General features: G+C 63.7%; 18 protein-coding genes. 5 read left to right on the top strand and 13 right to left on the bottom strand.

The window, feature by feature from the left end; translation table 11 throughout:
* Positions 1-164: 164 nt before the first annotated feature.
* Positions 165-3197: a D-2-hydroxyglutarate dehydrogenase YdiJ gene (gene ydiJ / locus ACPPVP_RS09910; protein WP_426533612.1), complete on the top strand. Its 3033-nt coding sequence runs from the start codon at positions 165-167 to the stop codon at positions 3195-3197.
* 1 nt (position 3198) lies between these two features.
* Here the strand turns inward: ydiJ and ACPPVP_RS09905 are convergent, their stop codons facing one another.
* The 12 genes from ACPPVP_RS09905 to ACPPVP_RS09850 all read right to left on the bottom strand — a co-directional run bounded on the left by ACPPVP_RS09905 (position 3199) and on the right by ACPPVP_RS09850 (position 15197).
* Positions 3199-4122, bottom strand: a complete 924-nt coding sequence (locus ACPPVP_RS09905; protein ID WP_426533610.1) for an SMP-30/gluconolactonase/LRE family protein — start codon at positions 4120-4122, stop codon at positions 3199-3201.
* Positions 4119-5030: an amidohydrolase family protein gene (locus ACPPVP_RS09900; RefSeq protein WP_426533608.1), complete on the bottom strand. Its 912-nt coding sequence runs from the start codon at positions 5028-5030 to the stop codon at positions 4119-4121. Before ACPPVP_RS09900 ends, ACPPVP_RS09905 begins: the two co-directional genes overlap by 4 nt.
* Positions 5031-5151: 121 nt before the next feature.
* A complete protein-coding gene (locus ACPPVP_RS09895; protein WP_426533605.1) occupies positions 5152-5904 on the bottom strand; it encodes an IclR family transcriptional regulator in 753 nt (250 codons plus the stop codon).
* Positions 5905-6494: 590 nt separating this feature from the next.
* Positions 6495-6776, bottom strand: coding sequence for a hypothetical protein (locus tag ACPPVP_RS09890; protein WP_426533603.1), 282 nt, complete (start codon positions 6774-6776; stop codon positions 6495-6497).
* Positions 6777-6904: 128 nt separating this feature from the next.
* Positions 6905-8023, bottom strand: a complete 1119-nt coding sequence (locus tag ACPPVP_RS09885) for a mandelate racemase/muconate lactonizing enzyme family protein (protein WP_426533601.1) — start codon at positions 8021-8023, stop codon at positions 6905-6907.
* 59 nt (positions 8024-8082) lie between these two features.
* Positions 8083-9120, bottom strand: coding sequence for a tagatose 1,6-diphosphate aldolase (locus ACPPVP_RS09880; RefSeq protein ID WP_426533599.1), 1038 nt, complete (start codon positions 9118-9120; stop codon positions 8083-8085).
* Complete coding sequence (locus tag ACPPVP_RS09875) at positions 9117-10058, bottom strand: sugar kinase (protein WP_426533597.1); 942 nt, start codon at positions 10056-10058, stop codon at positions 9117-9119. The genes ACPPVP_RS09880 and ACPPVP_RS09875 overlap by 4 nt, the downstream gene beginning before the upstream one ends.
* Positions 10055-11128 carry an ABC transporter ATP-binding protein gene (locus ACPPVP_RS09870; protein ID WP_426533595.1) on the bottom strand — a complete coding sequence of 358 codons (1074 nt, stop codon included), beginning with the start codon at positions 11126-11128 and terminating at the stop codon, positions 10055-10057. Before ACPPVP_RS09870 ends, ACPPVP_RS09875 begins: the two co-directional genes overlap by 4 nt.
* Positions 11129-11133: 5 nt before the next feature.
* On the bottom strand, positions 11134-12138 hold the full coding sequence (locus ACPPVP_RS09865; protein WP_426533593.1) for a zinc-dependent alcohol dehydrogenase family protein: 1005 nt from the start codon (positions 12136-12138) through the stop codon (positions 11134-11136).
* A gap of 8 nt (positions 12139-12146) precedes the next feature.
* Positions 12147-12974 carry a carbohydrate ABC transporter permease gene (locus ACPPVP_RS09860; RefSeq protein WP_426533591.1) on the bottom strand — a complete coding sequence of 276 codons (828 nt, stop codon included), beginning with the start codon at positions 12972-12974 and terminating at the stop codon, positions 12147-12149.
* Between the two features lie 8 nt (positions 12975-12982).
* Positions 12983-13870 (bottom strand): carbohydrate ABC transporter permease, encoded by an 888-nt coding sequence (locus ACPPVP_RS09855; protein ID WP_426533589.1) that lies wholly within the window; start codon positions 13868-13870, stop codon positions 12983-12985.
* Between the two features lie 25 nt (positions 13871-13895).
* Complete coding sequence (locus tag ACPPVP_RS09850) at positions 13896-15197, bottom strand: ABC transporter substrate-binding protein (protein ID WP_426533586.1); 1302 nt, start codon at positions 15195-15197, stop codon at positions 13896-13898.
* 185 nt (positions 15198-15382) lie between these two features.
* On the opposite strand from ACPPVP_RS09850, the gene ACPPVP_RS09845 reads away from it, so the two are divergent.
* A complete protein-coding gene (locus tag ACPPVP_RS09845) occupies positions 15383-16429 on the top strand; it encodes a LacI family DNA-binding transcriptional regulator (RefSeq protein WP_426533584.1) in 1047 nt (348 codons plus the stop codon).
* A complete protein-coding gene (locus ACPPVP_RS09840) occupies positions 16426-17160 on the top strand; it encodes an SDR family NAD(P)-dependent oxidoreductase (protein WP_426533582.1) in 735 nt (244 codons plus the stop codon). The genes ACPPVP_RS09845 and ACPPVP_RS09840 overlap by 4 nt, the downstream gene beginning before the upstream one ends.
* Positions 17161-17177: 17 nt before the next feature.
* Here the strand turns inward: ACPPVP_RS09840 and ACPPVP_RS09835 are convergent, their stop codons facing one another.
* The gene (locus ACPPVP_RS09835; protein ID WP_426533580.1) at positions 17178-18077 is read right to left on the bottom strand and encodes a DUF2066 domain-containing protein; all 900 of its coding nucleotides are present in this window, start codon (positions 18075-18077) and stop codon (positions 17178-17180) included.
* Positions 18078-18440: 363 nt separating this feature from the next.
* Between ACPPVP_RS09835 and ACPPVP_RS09830 the strand changes: the two genes are divergently transcribed.
* Both ACPPVP_RS09830 and ACPPVP_RS09825 read left to right on the top strand, forming a co-directional pair.
* On the top strand, positions 18441-19691 hold the full coding sequence (locus ACPPVP_RS09830) for an ABC transporter substrate-binding protein (protein ID WP_426533578.1): 1251 nt from the start codon (positions 18441-18443) through the stop codon (positions 19689-19691).
* A gap of 142 nt (positions 19692-19833) precedes the next feature.
* Positions 19834-20661, top strand: coding sequence for an AraC family transcriptional regulator (locus ACPPVP_RS09825; RefSeq protein WP_426533576.1), 828 nt, complete (start codon positions 19834-19836; stop codon positions 20659-20661).
* The last annotated feature ends 76 nt before the right edge of the window (positions 20662-20737 follow it).

The raw sequence follows: 20737 nt of genomic DNA, 5'->3' as shown, positions 1-20737 counted from the left end.
CGGCTCCTTAACAAAAACAGAACGGCGTTGCAATTTATTTTGAAACGGTGTTTCATTTTAAGAGCCCGGACCGGAGCGCTTGCGTCGCCCCCTAAGAGACGCTCCCATGGAAAAGTGAAGTGCTCGCCGTCAGTTACGGTGTCCGGCAAGCCCGGAGGGACAGTATGCTGCCACGCGTTTCCGATATGCGGGCCCCTGCTCCGCTGCATACCGAACTGAGCACGGAGCTTGGGCTGCGCGGGTTCGAAGGAGATTTGGCGCCGGCCTATGGCGACCGGATCGTCTCGGCGACCGACAACTCGATCTATCAGCTCCTTCCCCAGCTCGTGGTGTTTCCGCGCAGCGTCGGCGACCTGGTGCGCGTCGCCCGCATCGCTGCCGAGTCGCGCTTCAAGGACATCGTCTTTGCACCTCGAGGCGGCGGAACCGGCACCAACGGCCAGTCGCTAACCGAAGGCGTTGCGGTGGACGTCTCGCGCCACATGAACCGGATCCTCGAGATCAATCCGACCGAGCGCTGGGTACGCGTGCAGGCCGGCGTGGTGAAGGATCAGCTTAATGCCGCGCTGGCCGAACACGGCCTGTTCTTTCCGCCGGAACTCTCCACCTCCAACCGCGCCACGATCGGCGGCATGATCAGCACCGACGCCAGTGGCCAGGGCTCCTGCCTGTACGGCAAGACGCGCGACCATGTGCTGGAGCTGACGACCGTGTTGCTGGACGGCACGGTCTGGACGTCGCAACCGCTGGAGGACCAGGAGCTGCAGCAAGTCCAGCGGCGAGCCGACCTCGTCGGCGCCGTTCACAGGCTGGTCGATGCGATCCAGCGCGAGCAGGTGGACCTGATCGCAGCCCATTTCCCGAAGCTGAACCGGTGCCTGACTGGCTACGACCTCGCTCACATCCGTGATGATCGCGGTCGTTTCAACCTGAACTCGATCCTCTGCGGCAGCGAAGGCACGCTTGCGCTGATTGCGGAAGCCAAGCTGAACGTGGTGCCGATCCCCAAACACAGCGCTCTGGTCAATGTACGCTATGGCAGCTTCGATGCCGCCTTGCGCGATGCTCAGGAGCTAATCCGGTTCGGCGCAGCGTCGATCGAGACCATCGATTCCAGGGTGCTCGGCCTTGCGCAAGACGATGTGGTCTGGGACTCCGTCCGGCAATACTTCCCCGAAGACGACGGACAGCGTGCCATGGGCGTAAACCTCGTCGAGTTCGTCGGCGATACGGAGCCGGAGGTCGAGGGCCCCGTGGGCCGCATGACGGATGCGCTGACCTCGGCCGAACCGTCACACGGCCGCTGCGGCTTCACGGTAGCGCGTGGCGAGGCCGAGGTGAACGCGATCTGGACGATGCGCAAGAAATCGGTCGGCCTGCTCGGCAACATGCAAGGCGACAAACGGCCGATCCCCTTCGTGGAGGACACCGCAGTGCCGCCCGAACACCTGGCCGACTACATCACCGAGTTCCGCGCGCTGCTTGACGCCCGCGGACTGCTTTACGGCATGTTCGGCCATGTCGATGCCGGCGTGCTGCACGTACGCCCAGCCATCGACATGAAGGACCCGGCACAGGAACCGCTCATCCGGGAGATCACTGAAGAGGTCGTTCAGCTCACCAGGAAGTATGGTGGACTGCTGTGGGGCGAGCACGGCAAAGGCGTGCGCTCGGAATTTTCGCCGCGCTTCTTCGGGCCGCTCTACCCGACCCTTCAGTCGATCAAGGCCGCATTCGATCCTCGAAACCAGCTCAATCCAGGGAAGATCGCTGCGCCGGAGGCCGGGCAGTTGCTGACGATCGACGGGCTTACCACGCGCGGCCAGCTCGACCGAACGATCCCCTCTGCCGTCCGCGCGGCGTATGACGAAGCGCTCCACTGCAACGGCAATGGTGCATGCTTCTCCTGGGATTCGGACGAAGCGATGTGCCCCTCCTACAAGGCGACGCGCGATCGCCGCCACTCGCCGAAGGGCCGCGCCTCGCTCATCCGCGAATGGTTGCGGCAACTGGCTGCCCTCGGCGTCGACCCGGAAAGCGAAGTCGCGGCGCTGCGGCGCGGCTCCGCCTGGCGGCACTTTCCCATGAGGTTGCGCAACACCTGGGCTCGCGAGCCGGATTTTTCGCACGCGGTAAAGGAGGCGATGGATGGATGCCTCGCCTGCAAGTCCTGCAGCGGGCAGTGTCCGATCAAGGTTGACGTGCCGAGCTTCCGCGCAAAGTTTCTCGAAGTCTACCACGGCCGCTATCTGCGACCGTTGCGCGACCACTTGGTCGGCTCGCTGGAGTCGATGCTGCCGGCGCTCGGCAAGATGCGGAGGCTGTACAATCTCGTGATCGACAGTCCGCCGGGCCGCGCGGCGATGCGGGCGATCGGACTGGTGCACACACCGAAATTTTCCCCAATGTCGATGCGGCAGGAATTGGCGGCGCGCGCGATTGCAGTCGCAACACCCGAACTGCTGGCGGCGCTCCCGGTGGAGGAGCGCGCGCGCAGCGTGGTGCTGGTCCAGGACGCCTTCACGAGCTGGTATGAGCCGCGTGTCGTGCTCGCGGTGCTGGACCTCATAGGGGCGATCGGCTTCAAACCGTTCATCGCACCCTTCCGCCCAAACGGAAAGCCGCAACACGTGCACGGGTTTCTCGGCGCCTTCACCCGCGCAGCATCCCGTAATGCCGCCATGCTGCGCGACTTCGCTGCCGCCGGCGTCGAACTGGTCGGAGTGGATGCATCCATGACGCTGACCTACCGCTCGGAATACGGCATGTTGGCCGAAGCCGATCGGCCGCCGCCCGTGCTCCTGCTTCAGGAATGGTTGGCGCGTCGCTGCGACGCCATCCCAAAGACGTCGAGCGCTGACGAAGAATATCTGCTGCTGCCACACTGCTCCGAGCGTTCGCTCGCTTTGTCGAGCCTCCGGGACTGGCAAGCAGCATTCGCGGCAGCGGGCGCGAACTTGCGGGTGCTGCCTTCGGGATGCTGCGGGATGGCTGGGACCTACGGCCACGAGGCCGAACATCGAGCCACCTCCGAGCAGATCTACGGAATGAGCTGGGGACCTCAGGTCAGCAGATGGGCACAGAGTGGCCGCCTGCTCGCGACCGGCTACTCCTGCCGATCGCAGGTCAAGATCATGGCTGGGCAACCCCTGCTCCATCCGGCAGAGGCGTTGCTGGTCCGTCTGCGCGGCGCTTGAGTTAGTCTGCGTGCGAGAACATCGGCAAGCCCGGTGTTTCGAGCTCGGCACGCAGCAGCGTCCCGGTGCGGCTTTCGGTGATGAAAAGACTTTTTCGTTCCGGTCCGCCGAAGGCAAGATTGGTGGTGCCGACACCGGCGCAGGAGACGATGCGGTCGAGCGGCTCGGCCAAGGGCGACAGCCGCCATATGGAGCCGAAGCCGGTGTGACAGACCAAGAGATTGCCGCCGTTATCCAGCGCCAGGCCGTCAGGGCCGCCCGGACCGCCATGCAGATGCGAGAAGATGCCGACCTTTGTGGTGAGACCGCTGGCTGGCAGCGGCACGCGCCAGATCTGATTGGCACGCGTCACCGCGACGAGCAGAAAACTCTCCTCCTGATCGACAACAATTCCGTTCGGACTCGGGATCGTGTTGATCAAGCAGGTGAGCCGGCCATCGGGCGCGAGCTTCCAGACGCGGCCCGTGGGATCGTGCATCCCGGTCTGGCCCTGGTCGGTGAAATAGAGATTGCCGGATGGCGCGAAGATCAGGTCATTCACTCCCTTGAAACTTTCGCTCGCGGCGGTCTCCAGGAATGGCGTGACGCTGCCGCCGGCCGGATCCAGCAGCATGATCCCGCGCTTGTAGTCGGTGATGAACACGCGGCCGTCGCGGTGAACCTTCAGCCCGTTCGGCCATCCATCATACTCGGACACCAGTTCCCACTCGCCTTCCGAACTGACACGGAAGATGCGTCCATACGGAATGTCGGTGACGTACAACCGGCCCTGACGATCGAAGGATGGCCCTTCAAGGAACGAGTCGATCTCACGTCCGCCCTGGTTGGCGTCTGCCCAGGCGGTGCGGCGCGGCTTGCGGAACCGATCTGGAAGCCGCGTGAAAATGGTGGTCTCGATCCGACGCGGCGGGTTGAAGAACGTCATTGGGTGGCCCGAGGAAAGCCGTAGAGTTCGGCAGGGTTGTCGACGAGGATGCGATTGAACACGACCTCGCCGCCTGCCCATTCGGCGAAAAGATCGAGCAGGTGCGCATCATCCGGCTTGCGGTCCTTCTCCGAGGGATGCGGCCAGTCACTGCCCCAAATCATTCGCTCAGGCGCTGCCTTGACATATGCCGCCGCGACCGCACCGGCATCGGCGTAGTCCGGTGCACCTTGCTTGCTCGACACATAAGGACCGGACAGCTTCAACCAGGTCTTGCCGCGGTCGAGCAGACCCCGAATGATCTTGTAGGGCGCGCTCTCGAGGCCGGCCGGCTGCGGCACCTGCGCCAGATGGTCAAACACGAGACGGCCCGGCAGCGAAGCCAGCAGGTCCGCATGGTCCTCGATCTGCTTGGGGCGCATGTTGATCTGGCAGTGCCAGCCGAGATCCGCCAGCCGCGGGGCAAGCGGCTTGAGAGAGTCCACCGTCAGCGGACCGGGAAAGCCGAGGTTGAAGCGGACGCCGCGGACCCCCTGTTCGTCGAGCCGCCGCAGGTCGGCATCCGATATGTCCTCGGGCACGACGGCGACGACGCGGAAGTTCTCTGGCCCAAGCGCCTGTCGTGACGCAATCTGCAGCCGGTTGTCCGTACCGTAAGTAGAAGGCTGGATGATGACGCCGCGCGTTGTGCCGATCCGGCGCTGCAGGGCACGATAATCATCGGGCAAGGCGTCATCGGGCAGCAGCGTGGCGCCCTTCATGGCGGGATAGTTCTTGTCATAGGTGTGGAAGTGGCAATCGGTCGCGCCCGGCGGCGGCACGAAGCGCGGCTTCCCGGAGCCACTTGACCAGCGCACCTCCTGCGCCGCTGCAAGCCGCGGCAGAACGGATGCAGCGAGTCCGGCCAAGACCGTCCTCCGCGTGAGCGAACCTGATGCCACGACGTTCGTCCTCCCCATACTTTGTTATGAAGAGGCTTATAAGCCGCACCGATTGCCCGGGCAAGATAAAATGAAATGACGTTCCGTTTTAAGCAGACACGCCGGCGGCCCGTTTGCTGGCGCGCTTTCCGGCTCCGGAAGGCGGCGTTCCCCCGCATGCCACCGTGAGCTTGTTTGCAGCCTCGAGAAGCGACGCTTTGACTTGCTCGGCCCGCGCTGCCGTGAGCCGACTGACCGGCCCGGAGATAGCCAGCGCCCCGATCAGGGAGTCACCAATGCCGAATACGGGCATGGCGAGAGCAGCGGCATGAGGATCAGTTATGCCGGAGGTAAACAGCGGCAGTTCGTCATCCGGTCCAGGCGGCCCGGACTCGTAGCGACGCAGCGTCTGAGCAATCGCGGACTTGTCCATCGGGCGGGTATCGCCCGGCTGCACCGCCATTCGGATCCGGTTGGCGCTCTCCACCCGGAAAAGACATAACCTCTCTTCGCCATTCTGAACGTAGAAGGACGTCGTCTCACCGGTTTTCGCCGCGAGTTGCTCGAGCACAGGCATGACATGATCGGACAGACGAAACGCCTGCTGATAGGCAGTGCCGAGGCGCAAGGTCTCCGCATCGAGCCGGTAGGAGCCGTCCGGCAGGCGCGCGAGCAGCCGGTATCGTTGCAGCGATAGAGCCAGGCGCAGGATGGTGCTTTTGACCAGACCGGTCCGCTCGGCCAACTCTGCCAGGCTCAAGGCGCCGTCGCCCCGACGGAACGCGGTCAATAATGCCAAGGCTCGTTCGGCCGCTGATACGCCCTTGAGTGCAGGCGGCTTCTTCTCGGTTTGCTTTGCCATCTCAGATCCTCGTCCCTGCCATTTCCTACGGCATTCTCGCCGCAGGTAGAAGGGCCACGATGCCGCCGCAGGGAGTGCCGAGGGTGCACTCTCCGGAAAGAGCCGGCAACTGAAGCCGTTTTGCTCGATGAATCGTCGACTGGATGTCGGGTTTGCGCCGCAGTGGCCTTCGAGAGTGAGGTTCAATTGTCGATTGATATTCCGGCAGGTGCGGAGATCTCCTTGCCGGCGGACTTGTCCGCTCAGCGAGACGGATGCCAATCCTGGCTCCTCTGCGCGAGTTCAGCGTCGCCGCACCAGTTTCGCACCATAAACGGCCCGGCCAAAGCGCAGCGAACGCGGTCGAATTCAAACGAAAAGGCTGTAAAATTAGCAAAGCTGATCGATATTCTCCTGCTCATAACGGTCTGGCTGCAGGTTCGAGTCCTGCCGGGCTCAGCAGCTTTCTCGGACTAACTGATGATAGCCCTACCGATCAGCGCTCCGGAACTGCGACGATCGTCCAGCGCTTCCCGATTGTGCTGCTCGCGCAGGAACCCACGGCGCGTGGACATGGCAAGTGTGGCCCCGGCTGCACAATCCGCTTTATCTCAACAGCCGCGGCAGATTGATCCTTCGAGCATCTTCTGAAGCTGCGCGTCTTCCTTGTCGATGGTGGGGTCCGTCCCAAGCAACGGCCCTTTCATGACGTGGCCGCCGATGCCGGATGGCAGCGCTGTGCCCAGGGAATTCGTCCCCGGTGCAGCACCGCTCGTGCCGAGCGCTCCGCCGCCTGTCATTGACATCGACATGTGCCCCATGCCGCCACGGGCAAACGCGGCTTGCGAGAGCACAAGGCAGGCGGCGAACAAGAGAAATGAAACTGGTTTCATGGTTCACGCTCCACGGGTTGCGACGACCTGCATCTAAAGCTAGGCATCACGTGCCGCGCGGCCGCACACGATTGCGCGAGCAGATCATTACAATGCCGAAAGGATCCCGCGCCGACCATTGGCCAGCCCTATAGCGTGCGGTAGCGCGCGATCGATGAAACATCGGGGACTATTCCAAGGCCCGGTTCTTCGTTCAGAACGACAATGCCCTCGGACATGTCGAGGACCGGTCCGCAGAATTGATCGCGCAGCGGATTGTCGTTGACGTCCACTTCCAGCCAGCCGCCGCCTCCGGCGCCGGCGAGCAGATGTGCGGACGCCAGCAATCCGATACCACCACCGAGATAATGCGGGCAAAACGTCTTGCCCGCTTTCAGAATGTCGTTCGCCAGCCCGCCGCAGATCGTCAGCCCGCCCCATTTGGCGATGTCAGGCTGCACGACATCGAGCACGTCGTCTGAAAGAACCTGCGCAAAACCTTCCCGGCTCGCAATATTCTCGCCGGCCGCGAGTGGTATGCCGGCGCTCGCGCGCAGCCTCTGCCACTCCTGCCGGGGACGATCGGCGCGAAGCGGCTCCTCCAGCCAGCGCAAACCGAACTCGCCGAGCCGCGGCACGATGTGGAGCGCCTGATCGATCGACCAGCCCTGGTTGGCGTCCGCCGCCAGCATGCCGTCACCAACCGCAGTGCGCAGCGCCGCCAGATTGGCGAGATCCGTCGCTAGGTCGAATCCGATCTTGAGCTTCAGCGCGCGGTGCCCGCGCTCCAAAGCCGCTTCTGCCGTCTGCTGCGCTCCGCCGGGATTGATGCCGCTGGCGTATGCCTTGATCCTGCCGGAACGGCCGCCCAGCAATCGCCATAGCGGCTGCTTGTGCCGGCGCGCATGGAGGTCCCACAGCGCTAGATCAATTCCTGCGATGGCCTGGGCAAACGGCCCGGGCTCGCCGCACTGCAGCGCCAGCACCGCGGTGCCCTGCGTCAGGGTCTCGAAGGCCTGCGCGGGACCATCAAGCTCACGCCCGATCACCGCCGGCGCGAGCACCTCGTTGACAAGCCGAGCCCGATGTTCGGCGCCCGTCGAAGGAAAGTTCGACCACGCCTCGCCCCAACCGACGACGCCGTCTTCGTCTTCGGCGCGGACGAATACCGCCGGACGGTTCAGCATGCGACCGAACGAAGTCACCACCGGCGTCGACAGCGGATAGCGGTAGCAAAACGCCTCGATTTTGCGAACGGAGAAGGCCATTTTGGGATCCAGCGATCTTACCCATGAGCGATCAAGGTCGCGACATTACCAGCACGCGACTAGTATGCGCGCGCGAAATCGCCTTCCTGCTTGATCTCGCCAAAGGCCGGAAAGCGCGCCTGCCATCGCGTGCCCTTCGCCGTTGTCAGCGCATTGAGGCTTTCAAGCACCGCCACGCCGTCCTTCCGCAGGCTTGCCGCGACCGCCGCGCGATCCGGGAAATGCTTGCGAACGGCGTCGAGCCAGATCGTGCGCCCCGCAAGAAAGCCGCCGGCGCCGGCGGCATAGGCGAACTCCAGCACCCGTTCGAATTTCTCGGGCGCTGCACCACCTGACAGCAGCACCCAGGGAATGTTCCGCTCGCGGCAGATCGCGCCGATGGCGTCGAATTCCTTCTGCGCGGCTTGCGCCGCTGCGCTCCCGTCCCGCGGCGGCAGGCTGTTGGCGGCGAGCGGGCTCTCCAGCTTCAGGAGGTCGACGCCATATTCCGGCCTGGCGAACTCGCGCACGCTGTCGATCACCAGTCCCGGCAGCTTGCCGGGCGATTCCACATAATCGGCGGTGTGATTGGCGCTGCCGAGGAATGGATAGACCAAGAGCTCCAGCACATAGGGAATGTCGTAGCGCGCGCAGTCCTGCCCGATCTCGCGCACGAACCTCTTCTGATGTTCGTTGATGCCGGCGTCGGCATCGGGACGATACCAGGCCAGCACCTTGACCGCGTCGCCGCCGATCGCGCGGATCTTCTCCACGCTCCAGTTGGCAATGGCGCGCGATTTGCGGCCGCCCGCGGTCTCCTCGACGCGGTGCTCCTCCAGCGTCATGATGAGACCGCAGCGCGCGGGCAATAGGTCGATCGCGGCCGGAACCGCGAAGTTCGGATCGAACAGCATCGAGCTGCAATGCGGCGCGAGGCTTTCCACCAGCAGCCGCTTGGCGGCTGTGACGTCGGCATATTCGACCTGATCGCGCGTGATGCCCTTGGCCTGCGCGATGGCGTCGAACAGCGGTGGCCGCTGGTCCAGCGCAACCATGCGAAAGTGGCCATCCGAATCCGCCAGGCGCGCGATGCCCCGGTTCTTTCCGATCGTTCTCATTGGTGCGTCCTCATGAAGGCAAGACAGTCATTGATGGAGGGGATTCCGGCGCGGCCGCCCGAACGGGTGCATTTCAGCGCGGCGGCCGCGGCCGCGAAAGCCATGGCATCGCGCACCTCGAGTCCAACGCCGATTGCGAAGACATAGGCGCCGTGGAAGACGTCGCCGGCGCCGGTCGTGTCGACGACGGAAACAGGATAAGCAGCGCGCCGCTGCAGGCGGCTGTTCTCGTACCAGCTCACGCCTTCGCCGCCGCGCGTGACAGCCACGACGCGGCAATTGAATCGCGCGAGCTTGTTCAGCGACGCATCCTCCGCCGACCCCGCGAAGGAAGCCAGCGCAGGCTCGGAGAAAACGGCGTGATCGGTCAACGGCAGCAGCCGCTCGAACACCTCGGCGTCGGCGACGTCGCCATCGAGCACGGTCGGAATACCAAGTGTGCGCGCCTTGCTGAACAGCGCCGCCGCGCCATCGACCCAGCGCGGATCGGCCAGCACCGCGGATGCCTGCGTGACTTCATCCAGCGGCAGCCAATCGGCGGCTTCCGGAAATGCCCCACGAAAATTCACGATCTGGCGCTCGCCGGATCCGTCGACGATGATCCCCGAGACCGAGGAGCGCCCATCCGAAAACAGTTTGAAGTTTGCGACGTCGATTCCTTCGGCGGAAAGCGCCGCGTGCATTTCGCGTCCTGCGGCGTCGTCTCCGGCGCGGCCCCAGAATGCGATCGAGCCGCCGAGCCGCGCGCCGGTCACGGCGGCGTTGGCCGCCATGCCGCCACCGAGTGTCGCATAATCCCGGCCCCTGATCTTCTCGCTCTGTCCCGAAAAGAACCGGTCGACGCGCCAGACCTGATCAAGCGCGGAGAGCCCAAGGCAGATGATACGGACCTGCCCGGCCTTCGACGCCATATCCGCGATCGCCTCGTGCGCGGTCACTGCAGCACCCCGCCGTCGGTGCTGTCGAACAGATGGGTTTTCCCCGGCTGCGGGCGAAGGCTGAGGAGGTCGCCGACCTTCGGCCGCAGCGACGGATCGACGCGCGCAATCGCGGAGGCGCCTGCGAGGTCGAAATGGATCAGCGTATCCGAGCCGAGCGGCTCGACCAGCTTGATCATAACCGCAACGCCGTCCGCCGGATCCGCCGCCACGGCGAAGTGTTCGGGACGGATTCCGAGCACGCCCTTGCCGGCCTGGCGCAGCGGGGCGCAGCTCTGCTCGGCGAGCGGCACTGCCGCACCGCTCTGGGAAAACACCACGCCCTCCCCGCGCCACTCGACGGGAAAGAAATTCATCGCCGGCGAGCCGATGAAGCCCGCCACGAACTGGTTGGCCGGCCGCTCATAGACCGCCTCCGGCGTGTCGTATTGCTGCACCGTGCCGCCCTGCAACACCACGATGCGATCGGCCATGGTCATGGCCTCGATCTGATCATGGGTGACGAAGACCATCGTGGTCTTCAGCTCCTGCGATAATGCCTTGATTTCGGCCCGCACCTGCCCGCGCAGTTTTGCATCGAGATTGGAAAGCGGCTCATCGAACAGAAACGCTTTGGGATTGCGCACGATGGCGCGTCCCATCGCCACGCGCTGGCGCTGGCCGCCGGACAATTCCTTCGGCTTGCGGTCGAGATAGGGTTCGATATGCAGCAAGGCCGCAGCGCGCTTCACCCGCGCGTCGATCTCGGCCTTCGGCGTTCCCCGCAATTCGAGCGCAAAGGACATGTTGTCGTAGACGCGCATATGCGGATAGAGCGCGTAATCCTGGAACACCATGGCGATGTCGCGCTGCGCCGCCGGGATACCATTCACACGCTTGTCGCCGATATAAACCTCGCCCGCGGTGATCGGCTCGAGCCCCGCGATGATCCGGAGCAGCGTGGACTTGCCGCAGCCGGAAGGGCCGACAAAGACGACGAACTCGTGATCTGATATTTCGAGGTTGAGATCGGGGATCACGGCTAAATTGCCGTAGCGCTTGACGAGATTGCGGATCGAAATGGAGGCCATGATGGTCAGTCCAGCGCCAGCACGGGTTTGATCAACTCGCCCTTGGCGAAGCGTGCGAAATTCTCCGGCAAACTCGAAAGGCCGAACTCGCCGTCGACGAGGACGCGATACTCGTCCTTGTAGCGCCGCAGCAGCGCGACGTTCGGCTCGAAATCGGCGATCGGGAAATAGAAGGTACGGATCATATAAAAATCCTTGCGGCGGAACACCTTGCCTTCCTCGATGGTCCAGGGCGCGGCGTTCTCGCCGACCAGCACCAGCGCGCCGCGCGGCAGGACGAGTTCGATGCCGAGGTTGCGCGCCGCATGCGCGCCCGAACATTCCATGATCAGCGCAAAACGCTTTGAGGTGTCGCCGACCGGATGCGCCTTCGCGCTGAAGGATTGCGCAATGGCCAGCCGCGTTGTGTTCGGATCGGCGACATGGATGTCGTCATAGCCGAGGCTGCGCAGCGCCAGCACGACACCGAGCCCGACCGGGCCCGCACCCATCACCAGAACGGGACCCGCCTCTTCGGGCGGCACCACGCGGCTGACGAAGCGCACGGCGTGGCCGGAGGTGCCGATCGTATCCAGCAGCAGCGGCGCGAGGCTGTCCTCGATGTCGTCGGGCACCGGCAGCAGGCAGTTCTCCGGCACCGGCACATATTCGGCATAGCCGCCCGGCCGGTTCCAGCCGATCAGGCTCGATACTTCCAGGCACATCTGGGTATCGCCGCGCGTGCAGGCGGCGCAGCGGTCGCAATGCAGCGGGATATAGACGGCGCAGCGGCGGCCATGCAGCCGATGGCCGGGTTGTTCGACCACGCCAAAAATTTCGTGGCCCGCGGTGAACTCGGCGCCCTTGTGCCAGAGCTTGAAGTCGGAGCCGCACAGTGCCGTGCGCGAGATTCGCACCAGCACCTCGCCGGCGGCGACTTCCGGCATCGCCACCCGTTCGATGGTGATGCGTTCATGGCCATGGAAGACCGCGGCGCTCATGACCGAATTGCTGAGCGGAGAGACATTCATCGAAGCACCTAACCCTTTACCGCGCCGAGCGTCAGCCCGGAGACCAGCCAGCGCTGAACCAGTGCTGCGAGAACAAGCGGTGGCAGTGCGATCAGCGTCGCCGCCGCCATCAACGCACCCCACTGCGTCGAGCCTTCGCCGATGAAGTTGAAGGCCGCCGCGATCAGCGTCTTGCTGTCGCCGTTCGAGAGCACCAGCGCGAACAGGAAATAGTTCCAGGAAAAGACGAAGGCCAGGATCGCCGCGACAGCGATTCCGGAGCCAACCAGCGGGATCGCGATCCGCCAGAGAATCCGCGTCACGCTGCAGCCGTCAACTTGAGCTGCTTCGAACACGCTGCGTGGGATGCCGTCGAAGGACGGCATCAAGACCCAGATCACGATCGGCAGTGTAATGACGGCATGGCTGAGAATGAGCGCGGTGTAGGAGCCGATCATGCCGACCTGGCGGAACATGACGTACCATGGCAGCAGGAACAGCGTGCCGGGCGCCATGCGCGCCGCCAATGTCAGGATGGCCGGCCACGAAATCCGGGTCCATGACACGGCAAAGGCGGCGGGAATTCCGAACAGCAGTCCGAGGCTGGTCGAGCCGATGGTGACGATCAGGCTGTTGACCGCGTAGCTCACGAACGGTGTCGTCTTCATGAGCTGGGCGTAATTCTCCAGCGTCGGCGAGAATATCAATGTCGGGGGATACGACGTCACCTCGAACGAGGGTTTTAGCGACGACACGACCATCCATACCGTCGGCGTCATGATGATGATGCCGGCGAGCACCAGCTGCAGCAAATTGAGGTGGCGGATCCAGCGGTCGGCGGTTGGTGCGTCGGTCATATCAGCACCTACCAGGCGACCGCGCCGCGCAGGCGGTTGAACGCGAGCACGGCACCGAACACGATCGCGGTCAACGTCAGCATCAGCGCGCTGGCGTAGCCGATGTTGAAGAACTCGAATCCGACCCGGAAGCCATAGATATTGAGCGTATTCGACGCGTTGCCGGGGCCGCCCTGGGTGGTGATGTAGATGATGTCGAAGAAGCGCAGCAAATCGACGCTGCGCAGGATGGCGGCGGTGACGATGGTCGGCAGCAGCAGCGGCAGCGTGATGCGCTGAAACGTCTTGAACGGCGAAGCACCGTCGATCTGGGCCGCTTCATAGACGCTGGGCGGCAAAGACTGCAGCCCGCCGAGCACGATCAGCGCGACATAGGGCGTCCATTGCCAGCTGTCGATCAGCGCCACCGTCGGAATCACCCACCTCGGCGAGGCCAGCCACTCCGATGGCGGTAGCCCAAGCGATTGCAGGATGTAGTTTGCCGCCCCAAGCGACGGATCGAGGATCACCAGCCACATCATGCCGGCGACCACCGGTGGCATCATGAAGGGCGAGATGAACATCGACCGCACGATGCCGGGCAGGCGCTTGGCGTGAAACAGGACCAGCGCCAGCCAGACGCCGAACACGAGCTGCAGCACCAGCGAGAGCACGTAGAGCGCAATGGTGACCCAGAGCCCGTGCCAGAACTCGTAATCGGAGGCGAGTTTCGAATAGTTCGCAAGACCCGCAAAGGACTGCTTGCCGGTCGACGAGAAGCTCTGGAAGCCGAGCCAGATCGTGTAGACGACGGGGAAAGCGATCATCGCGACGGTGAAGATCACCGCCGGCGCCGAGAGCGCCGACAGTTCCAGCCGTTGCCGGTCCTGCGTCAATGTCGCGGCCGCGTCCGACATGTCCCGTTCCCTCTCAGATCAGCCGCTACTTTTGCGCGATCAGCGCATCGAGCGCCTTGTCCGCGTCGGCACAGGCCTGGTCGACGGTCTTCTGCTTGAGGATCAGGTCCTGCACGGCCTGACCGATGAATTCGCGCGATTCGGGATTGGCGACGATGGGGTAGCCGACTTCGGACGATCCCTTGGTGGCGAGCACGTCGAGCGCGGCCTGCCATTCCTTGCGCACCGGCTCGGCATCGATCCACTTGCGGTATTCGGGATCGTTGGCGACCGCCGGCCGCGGCGGCGCGATTCCCTGCAACGCCATGCGCTTCTGAATCTCCGGACTGGTCGCCCATTGCACGAAGTACCAGGCGGGACTCGGCTGCTTGCTGTAGGCCGACACCGCCATGCCCCAGCCGATCGCGGTCGGCACCTGCCCGGCCGCGCCCGCCGGGAACGGCGCCAGCCCCGTATCCTTGAGCCGCTCGCCGCCATCCATCACGGTGCGCAGTTCATTGGAGGATTCGAACGACATCGCGACGCGGCCACTGCGATAGAGCGCCGATATCTGCTGAAAACTGTAGTTGACGACGCCGGGCGGGCCATAGTCGCGCAGCAGCCGGCTGTAGGTCTCCAGCGTCTCCTTGCCCTTCGCCGAGCAAAGGGCGGATTTTCCGTTTGCCATGTAGCTGCCGCCGATATTGTGCAGCATGTTGCTGAAGGTGTAGGCGATCGCGGGCTTCAGGCCGCGCGAGACGAATGGCGTGATGGTGTTGTCGCAAGCCTTGATCTTTTCTGCCGCGGCTTCGACATCCTTGATGGTCGCCGGCTTTTCGACACCACATCGCTTGAGGATGTCGGTGCGGTAATAAAGGATGGGCCCCTCGATGTTCATGGGCATGCTGGTCAGCTTGCCGTTGAACGTCCCGGCCTTCAGCAGCGCCTGGCTCAGGCCGACAAGATCGTATTCCGTTGCCGCCTCGTTCTTCGACATGGCCGACAGATCGGCATACCAGCCTGCGGCGGCGAACTGCTCGCCCTCGCGCGACGGCAGCGTCATGAACACGTCGACCTCGTCGCTGCGCGCATTCATGACGGTGACCAGCCGCTGGCGCATCTGCTGCTCCTGGTAGCCATCGACCTTGAGCGTCATTCCCGTGAGTTTCTCGAAATCGGCCTTGTAGGTCACCAGCGCCAGCGCCACGGGGTTGTTGTTGGCGAGGAATGTGACGGTCTTGCCCTGGAATTTCTTCCATTCGAAATCGGCCGCGCGCGCCTGTGCGCTGACGGCGACCGCCGCGAGAACCGGCAACGCGACGCGCGCCGCAAACATCCTGGCGTTCATTGAACTCCTCCCTGACCCGGCTTGTCCGCCTGTTCGGCAGCGCCATTTTATGAAACCGTTTACATCCTAAGCGTCACCTCTCGTCTGTCAAGAGAATGGACAATCTGCCGAACTTCTAGCAGAATTGCTGAACGTGCATTGACGATCCATCTGACCATTTATGTAACGTTACACCCGATAAATCCATGAGCCCGTCTGCCGCCACATTGAAACAAGGCATCCGCGCCGTCGCCGCGCGGGCCGGCGTATCGACGGCGTCGGTCTCGCGCGCGATCAACAACCCCGAAGCGGTGAGCCCTTCCTTGCGCGCGCGCATCTCGCAAGCGATCGAAGCCGTCGGCTACATCCCGCATGCGCCGGCCCGCATCCTGTCGTCGCGCCGCTCGCGCACGCTGGGCGCAATCGTGCCGACCATCGACAACACGATGTTCGCGCGCGGCATCGCCTCGCTGCAGAAATATCTCTCTTCGGTCGGCTACATGCTGTTCCTGACCACCAGCGGTTACGACCTCGACGCCGAGCTGGAGCAGGCGCGCAATTTGATCGGTCGCGGCGTCGACGGGCTGGTGCTGCGCGGCGATTGCCATCACGACGCCTTGCGCAAGATGCTCGCCGACAACGCGGTGCCCTTCATCAATGTCGGCATCTATCGGCCCGATCGTCCCTACCCCTGCGTCGGCACCGACAATGAGGCTGCGGCCTACCGCGCCGCCGCGCATGTCGTTGAACTCGGACATGTCAGGATCGGGGTCGTCTCCGCCCTCCAGCGCAACAACGATCGCGCCAGCGCCCGCGTCGCCGGCTTCCGCCGGGCGCTGGCCGAAGGCGGCATCGAACTACCGGACAAATGGCATGTCGAGGTGCCCTACACGCTCGACGACGCACGCGAGGCGGCGCGTTATCTGCTCAGCCTCGATGACCGCCCGACGGCGGTGGTCTGCGGCAACGACGTCATCGCCTACGGCGTGCTGCTGGAAGCCGAGCGCAGCGGCTTCGCGGTGCCGCGCGACCTCTCCGTCGTCGGCTTCGACGATCTCGACTGGAGCCGGCATTTGCGGCCGAGCCTGACCACTATTCACGTCCCCACCGGTGAGACCTGGCAGCGCGCCGGCGAATATCTGGTCCGGCGGCTGGCCGGCGAGCAGACCATCATGCACCACGAGATCGACTATTCGCTCGTCGTTCGCGAATCGACGGCCCCGCCCCCGAAACGACACGGACGATCGCGATGACCTCCACCTTCTCGCTGGCACAGGGCTTTCATGCCGTCGTGATCGGCGGCGCCGGCGATATCGGCGCGGCCATCAGCCGCTTGTTCTGTGAACTCGGCGCGACCGTCACCGCCACCGCCGTCAACGAAGCCGACCTTGCCCGGACGCCGCTCACGCCACAGGCGGGGCTCGAACTGACGACGCTCGACGTCACCGACGACTCCGCGGTCGCAGCCCTTGCGCAGCGGCACGACCGCGTCGACGCGCTGGTCAATTGCGCCGGCATTCTCGCGCGCGACAAGGAATATGAGATCGCGACTTTCATGAAGGTGCTCGACGTCAATCTCACCGGCACGTTCCGGACCTGCATGGCGTTCCGCCCACTGCTGGCCAAGGCCAAGGGTTCGATCGTCAACATCGCCTCGATGAACGCAACGCTGGCGCTGCCGCGGATTCCCGCCTATTGCGCCAGCAAGGGCGGCGTCGTGATGCTGACCAAGGCGCTCGCGATGGCCTGGGCCGAGGAAGGCATCCGCGTCAACGCGGTGGCGCCGGGCTATATCGAGACCTCGATCAACGCCGCCGGCCGATCCGACGCCGCGCATTACCAGCGCATCGCCGACCGCACCGCCTTCAAGCGATGGGGACAGCCGGAAGACGTCGCCGGCGCGGTTGCGTTCCTCTGCATGCCGGCGTCGCAATATGCGACCGGAACGGTGGTCGCGGTCGATGGCGGCTTTCTCGCGGGATAGCAGAGCATCAACGGGAATCAATGCAGCTTGTTTCCGCCGGCCGACGACGATCGGGTGGCCGGATCGCCATTGCCTGACAGGATCTGGGCGGCGCCGCCGATGCCGCGTCGAAAGGTTTCATCGAACGTGAGGCCGAGGATTTGCCAACGGTGCGTCTGGCCGCGCCAGTCCATCTGCCACTGCGTGGCCCAGCCGAGATCCCGGTCATCCCAGACCAATCGCCCGACCAAAACAACTTCGCCATCCAGTTCCGTCGCAACCGGGGCCAACGCCGGGAAAGACGGCGTCCTGAGCTCCGCGCCGGTGATGTTCGATTTCGCCAACGCCGCTGTGCCGGGCAGCACAATGTCCATACCACGCTTGTCGGCTGCGGCGAGCAGCGCGTCACGCTGCAAGTCGGACTGGGTCCCATCCGTCGTCACGATATAATTCTTTGCGCCTTGATCCATCTCGACAAAGACGGCAAGGGACGGGCGATGTGACAGCCAGGGCTTGAGGCTGAGCGCCTTGAGAATGTCGTCGATCTTGCCTTCCTCAAACTCCACGGTGAGGTCGAAGGGCCGATCGCGGGTGCCCTGCTCGTCACGTATAGGCTTGCCAAAAAACTGGTCGCGATAGCTGAATGCCCTGACGAAATCCTTTGCCTTCGACTTGTATGCCGCCAATCGCCGGTCACCACTGAGTTTCTGCGCCCCGGATGCCTTGATGAGGACGTCCTCCAGACCCGCGGCAAAGCCAACCATCCGATTCGCCTCCCCCTGGCCCGTGACGGTGACCTTCGTGCGATAGAGATCAGCCCCCGCCGCGGCCATGGTGCCAACGCACCAGGTCAGGAAGACTGCCAGAAACAAGATCGCGCGGTTCGCACCACGGGCGGTCCGGATAGATTGGAGTCTCGTCGTCTGCAGATCGGCCATGAAGGTGTCTCCGCGATTCCGCTTGCGAGGTTTCAACCAGCATCTCAACCGACGCTCCGGTCGAAGTTCAAGTCCTGCAGCACCCGCGAGTGAAATCAGGGACTTATTGCTTCGTCCGCACGTTCCACATTCTTGAATCAACCATCCTAAATCGCCGCGAACCTCGTCGCGGCGCAGCATGCAAAATGAGACTACCTGTCAAGTTGCAACAGGTGAAGTTGCGTGCGCGGCCCCCGTCATCGGTTAGCTTCCGCTGTGGCGATCCCTGTCGCAATGCATTCCCGCTGCACGGTTCACAACCGGCATCGGCCGCATGGCGATTTTGGGACGACCTAAAAACTGGCGATACAAGGGAGGGGTTCGATGTTTAAAAGCTGTGCGGGACTGATCGCGCTGAGCACCCTGTTGCTTTCCAGCGCCGCCTTGGCTCAGGAGAAGATCAAGGTCGGCGTCACCGCAACCCTCGAAGGCACCTACACGGTGCTCGGCGAGGACGGGATACGCGGCCACCAGACGGCGCTCAATGTGCTCGGCAAGAAAGTCGGCGATAAGGAAATCGAGTTCATCATCGCCTCGACCGATGCCACGCCCGATTCAGCCGTGCGCGCCGTGCGCAAGCTGATCGAGCAGGACAAGGTGCAGATCCTGCTGTCGCCGCTGTCCGGCGACGAAGGCATCGCGGTGAAGAACTTTGCCAAGACGCGGCCCGAGCTGACCTTCATCAACGCCGCTTCCGGCGCCCAGGAAACCACCTACGTCGATCCGGCGCCGAACTTCTTCCGCTACAACATGGACGGCGCGCAGTGGCAGGTGGGTCTGGGCAAATACGCCTATGAGACCAAGAAATATAAGAAGATCGCCACCGTCGGCGAAGACTATTCGTTCATCTATACGCAGGTGTTCGGGCTGGTGCTGGAGTTCTGCGGCGCCGGCGGACAAGTCACCAACCGTCAATGGGTGCCGCTCGGCACCAAGGACTTCGCCTCCGTGATCGCCGCGCTGCCCGACGACGTCGACGCCATCTATCTCGGCCTTGGCGGTGCGGATGCCGTCAACTTCCTGAACCAGTACCAGCAGGCCGGCGGCAAGGCGCATTTGATGGGCGGCTCAATCATGGTCGACCAGACCATCCTGTCCGCCAAGGGCAACGCCAAGAACGCGATGATCGGCACGATTGCCGCGAGCGGCCAGGCCGACACCTGGGAGGATCCGAACTGGCAGAAATTCGTAAAAGCCTATCAGGACGCCTTCCCGCCGAACAAGCGGTTCCCGAGCCCCTCGCTGCTCGCCACCAACTATTACGGCTCGACCATGGCGCTCATCCTCGCCCTGCGTGAGGTCAACGGCGACCTCAGCAACAATCAGGCGAAGTACAAGGAAGCGCTGGCCAAGATCGTGCTCGACGCGCCCAACGGCAAGATCAAGCTCGACTCCAACCGCCAGGCCATCGGCACCAACTTCGTCACCGAAGTGGTGGATGACGGCAAGGGCGCGTTGTTCAGCAAGGTCGTGAAGGTCATTCCCGACGTGAACCAGACCTTGGGTTACGACCCGGCGGTATTCGCCAAGATCGGGCTGCCGAGCCGAACGGTTCCTGAGTGCAAGAAGTACTGAGCTCTTCGCACTTGCGAACGGGTCCCGGTCTTGCGCCGGGATCCGCTCGCGCCCGGACCGGGCGTGATCTTCCCTTGCAATCCCGCGGCGGATGTTGAACGCTGGTTGAAAAAGACGAGAACATCCCCGCGGGAGGGAAGGCATGAGCAAGGCTCTGGCCGTCTTCCACGGCCGGTTCGGTCGCGCGACGGTCTATCAGTTGAACCGCCCCTTCAACATGCATGCGCATCGCGAAGGGCATCTGGTTTTTCATGTCGGTGGAACGCCGGCCCGGATCGATGTCTGCGATGAGCGATGGCTTCTCGCAGAAGACTCCATTGTTGCCGTCAACCCTTGGGAACCACACAATTTTATTCCCACCGATGTAGAGAACGGCGCGATCTTCTTCGTCCTCTACGTCAACCCCGAATGGTTCGCCCCGGATGCGGCCCGCGCCCACAGCCTGCGGTTCGGGCGCACCTTTTTCAAGCGCACGGCCACGCTCGACAGGCATATTCGCCGATCCGCGGCGCTGGTTTGCGGCGCGCCGTCGTTAAGCAGTCTTGATAGCGAACTCAGGCAGTTGATCGACAGTTGCTATGACGAGAGCTGGCAGATACCCGAGCCGGTGCAGGAGGCGCGCACCACAGCCGCCGTCACCGACTTTCGCGTCCGCAAATCCATCAAGCTGATGTCCGAAAGCCCGGGCGCGGAAATCGAACTGGATTCGATCGCGCGGGCGTCCGGGCTGTCGCGTCCGCATTTCTACCGGCTGTTCCGCACCCAGACCGGCGTTACCCCGAACCTCTATCTCAATACACTCATCATGGAACAGGCGCTGGACGCGCTGGTTGCGACCGAAGTGCCGATCTCCGATATCGGCTTCGATCTCGGCTTCTCCTCCCAGAGCGGTTTCACGCGGTTCTTCGCCGCCAATGTCGGAATGGCGCCGACCGAATACCGCCGCGCCGCCAAAGTCTTGCGGCCCTGAGCGGATAGGCTGCGAAAAGATACTGACAATCAAGTGCAGGGCTCGCGAGGCCGTTAGGATGCCGGAAAACGCGAGC

Source organism: Bradyrhizobium sp. McL0615 (assembly GCF_049993905.1).
Lineage (GTDB): Bacteria > Pseudomonadota > Alphaproteobacteria > Rhizobiales > Xanthobacteraceae > Bradyrhizobium.
The sequence above is the reverse complement of the archived record's forward strand: the minus strand, read 5'-3'. Positions and strand labels throughout refer to the sequence as shown.

Coding starts and splice junctions, on each gene's coding strand:
- ACPPVP_RS09890 (WP_426533603.1), bottom strand. CDS start 6,776: ATGAAACCAGTTTCATTTCTCTTGTTCGCCGCCTGCCTTGTGCTCTCG.
- ACPPVP_RS09825 (WP_426533576.1), top strand. CDS start 19,834: ATGAGCAAGGCTCTGGCCGTCTTCCACGGCCGGTTCGGTCGCGCGACG.
- ACPPVP_RS09880 (WP_426533599.1), bottom strand. CDS start 9,120: ATGAGAACGATCGGAAAGAACCGGGGCATCGCGCGCCTGGCGGATTCG.
- ACPPVP_RS09835 (WP_426533580.1), bottom strand. CDS start 18,077: ATGGCCGATCTGCAGACGACGAGACTCCAATCTATCCGGACCGCCCGT.
- ACPPVP_RS09870 (WP_426533595.1), bottom strand. CDS start 11,128: ATGGCCTCCATTTCGATCCGCAATCTCGTCAAGCGCTACGGCAATTTA.
- ACPPVP_RS09895 (WP_426533605.1), bottom strand. CDS start 5,904: ATGGCAAAGCAAACCGAGAAGAAGCCGCCTGCACTCAAGGGCGTATCA.
- ydiJ (WP_426533612.1), top strand. CDS start 165: ATGCTGCCACGCGTTTCCGATATGCGGGCCCCTGCTCCGCTGCATACC.
- ACPPVP_RS09830 (WP_426533578.1), top strand. CDS start 18,441: ATGTTTAAAAGCTGTGCGGGACTGATCGCGCTGAGCACCCTGTTGCTT.
- ACPPVP_RS09840 (WP_426533582.1), top strand. CDS start 16,426: ATGACCTCCACCTTCTCGCTGGCACAGGGCTTTCATGCCGTCGTGATC.
- ACPPVP_RS09865 (WP_426533593.1), bottom strand. CDS start 12,138: ATGAATGTCTCTCCGCTCAGCAATTCGGTCATGAGCGCCGCGGTCTTC.
- ACPPVP_RS09885 (WP_426533601.1), bottom strand. CDS start 8,023: ATGGCCTTCTCCGTTCGCAAAATCGAGGCGTTTTGCTACCGCTATCCG.
- ACPPVP_RS09855 (WP_426533589.1), bottom strand. CDS start 13,870: ATGTCGGACGCGGCCGCGACATTGACGCAGGACCGGCAACGGCTGGAA.
- ACPPVP_RS09905 (WP_426533610.1), bottom strand. CDS start 4,122: ATGACGTTCTTCAACCCGCCGCGTCGGATCGAGACCACCATTTTCACG.
- ACPPVP_RS09850 (WP_426533586.1), bottom strand. CDS start 15,197: ATGAACGCCAGGATGTTTGCGGCGCGCGTCGCGTTGCCGGTTCTCGCG.
- ACPPVP_RS09845 (WP_426533584.1), top strand. CDS start 15,383: ATGAGCCCGTCTGCCGCCACATTGAAACAAGGCATCCGCGCCGTCGCC.
- ACPPVP_RS09860 (WP_426533591.1), bottom strand. CDS start 12,974: ATGACCGACGCACCAACCGCCGACCGCTGGATCCGCCACCTCAATTTG.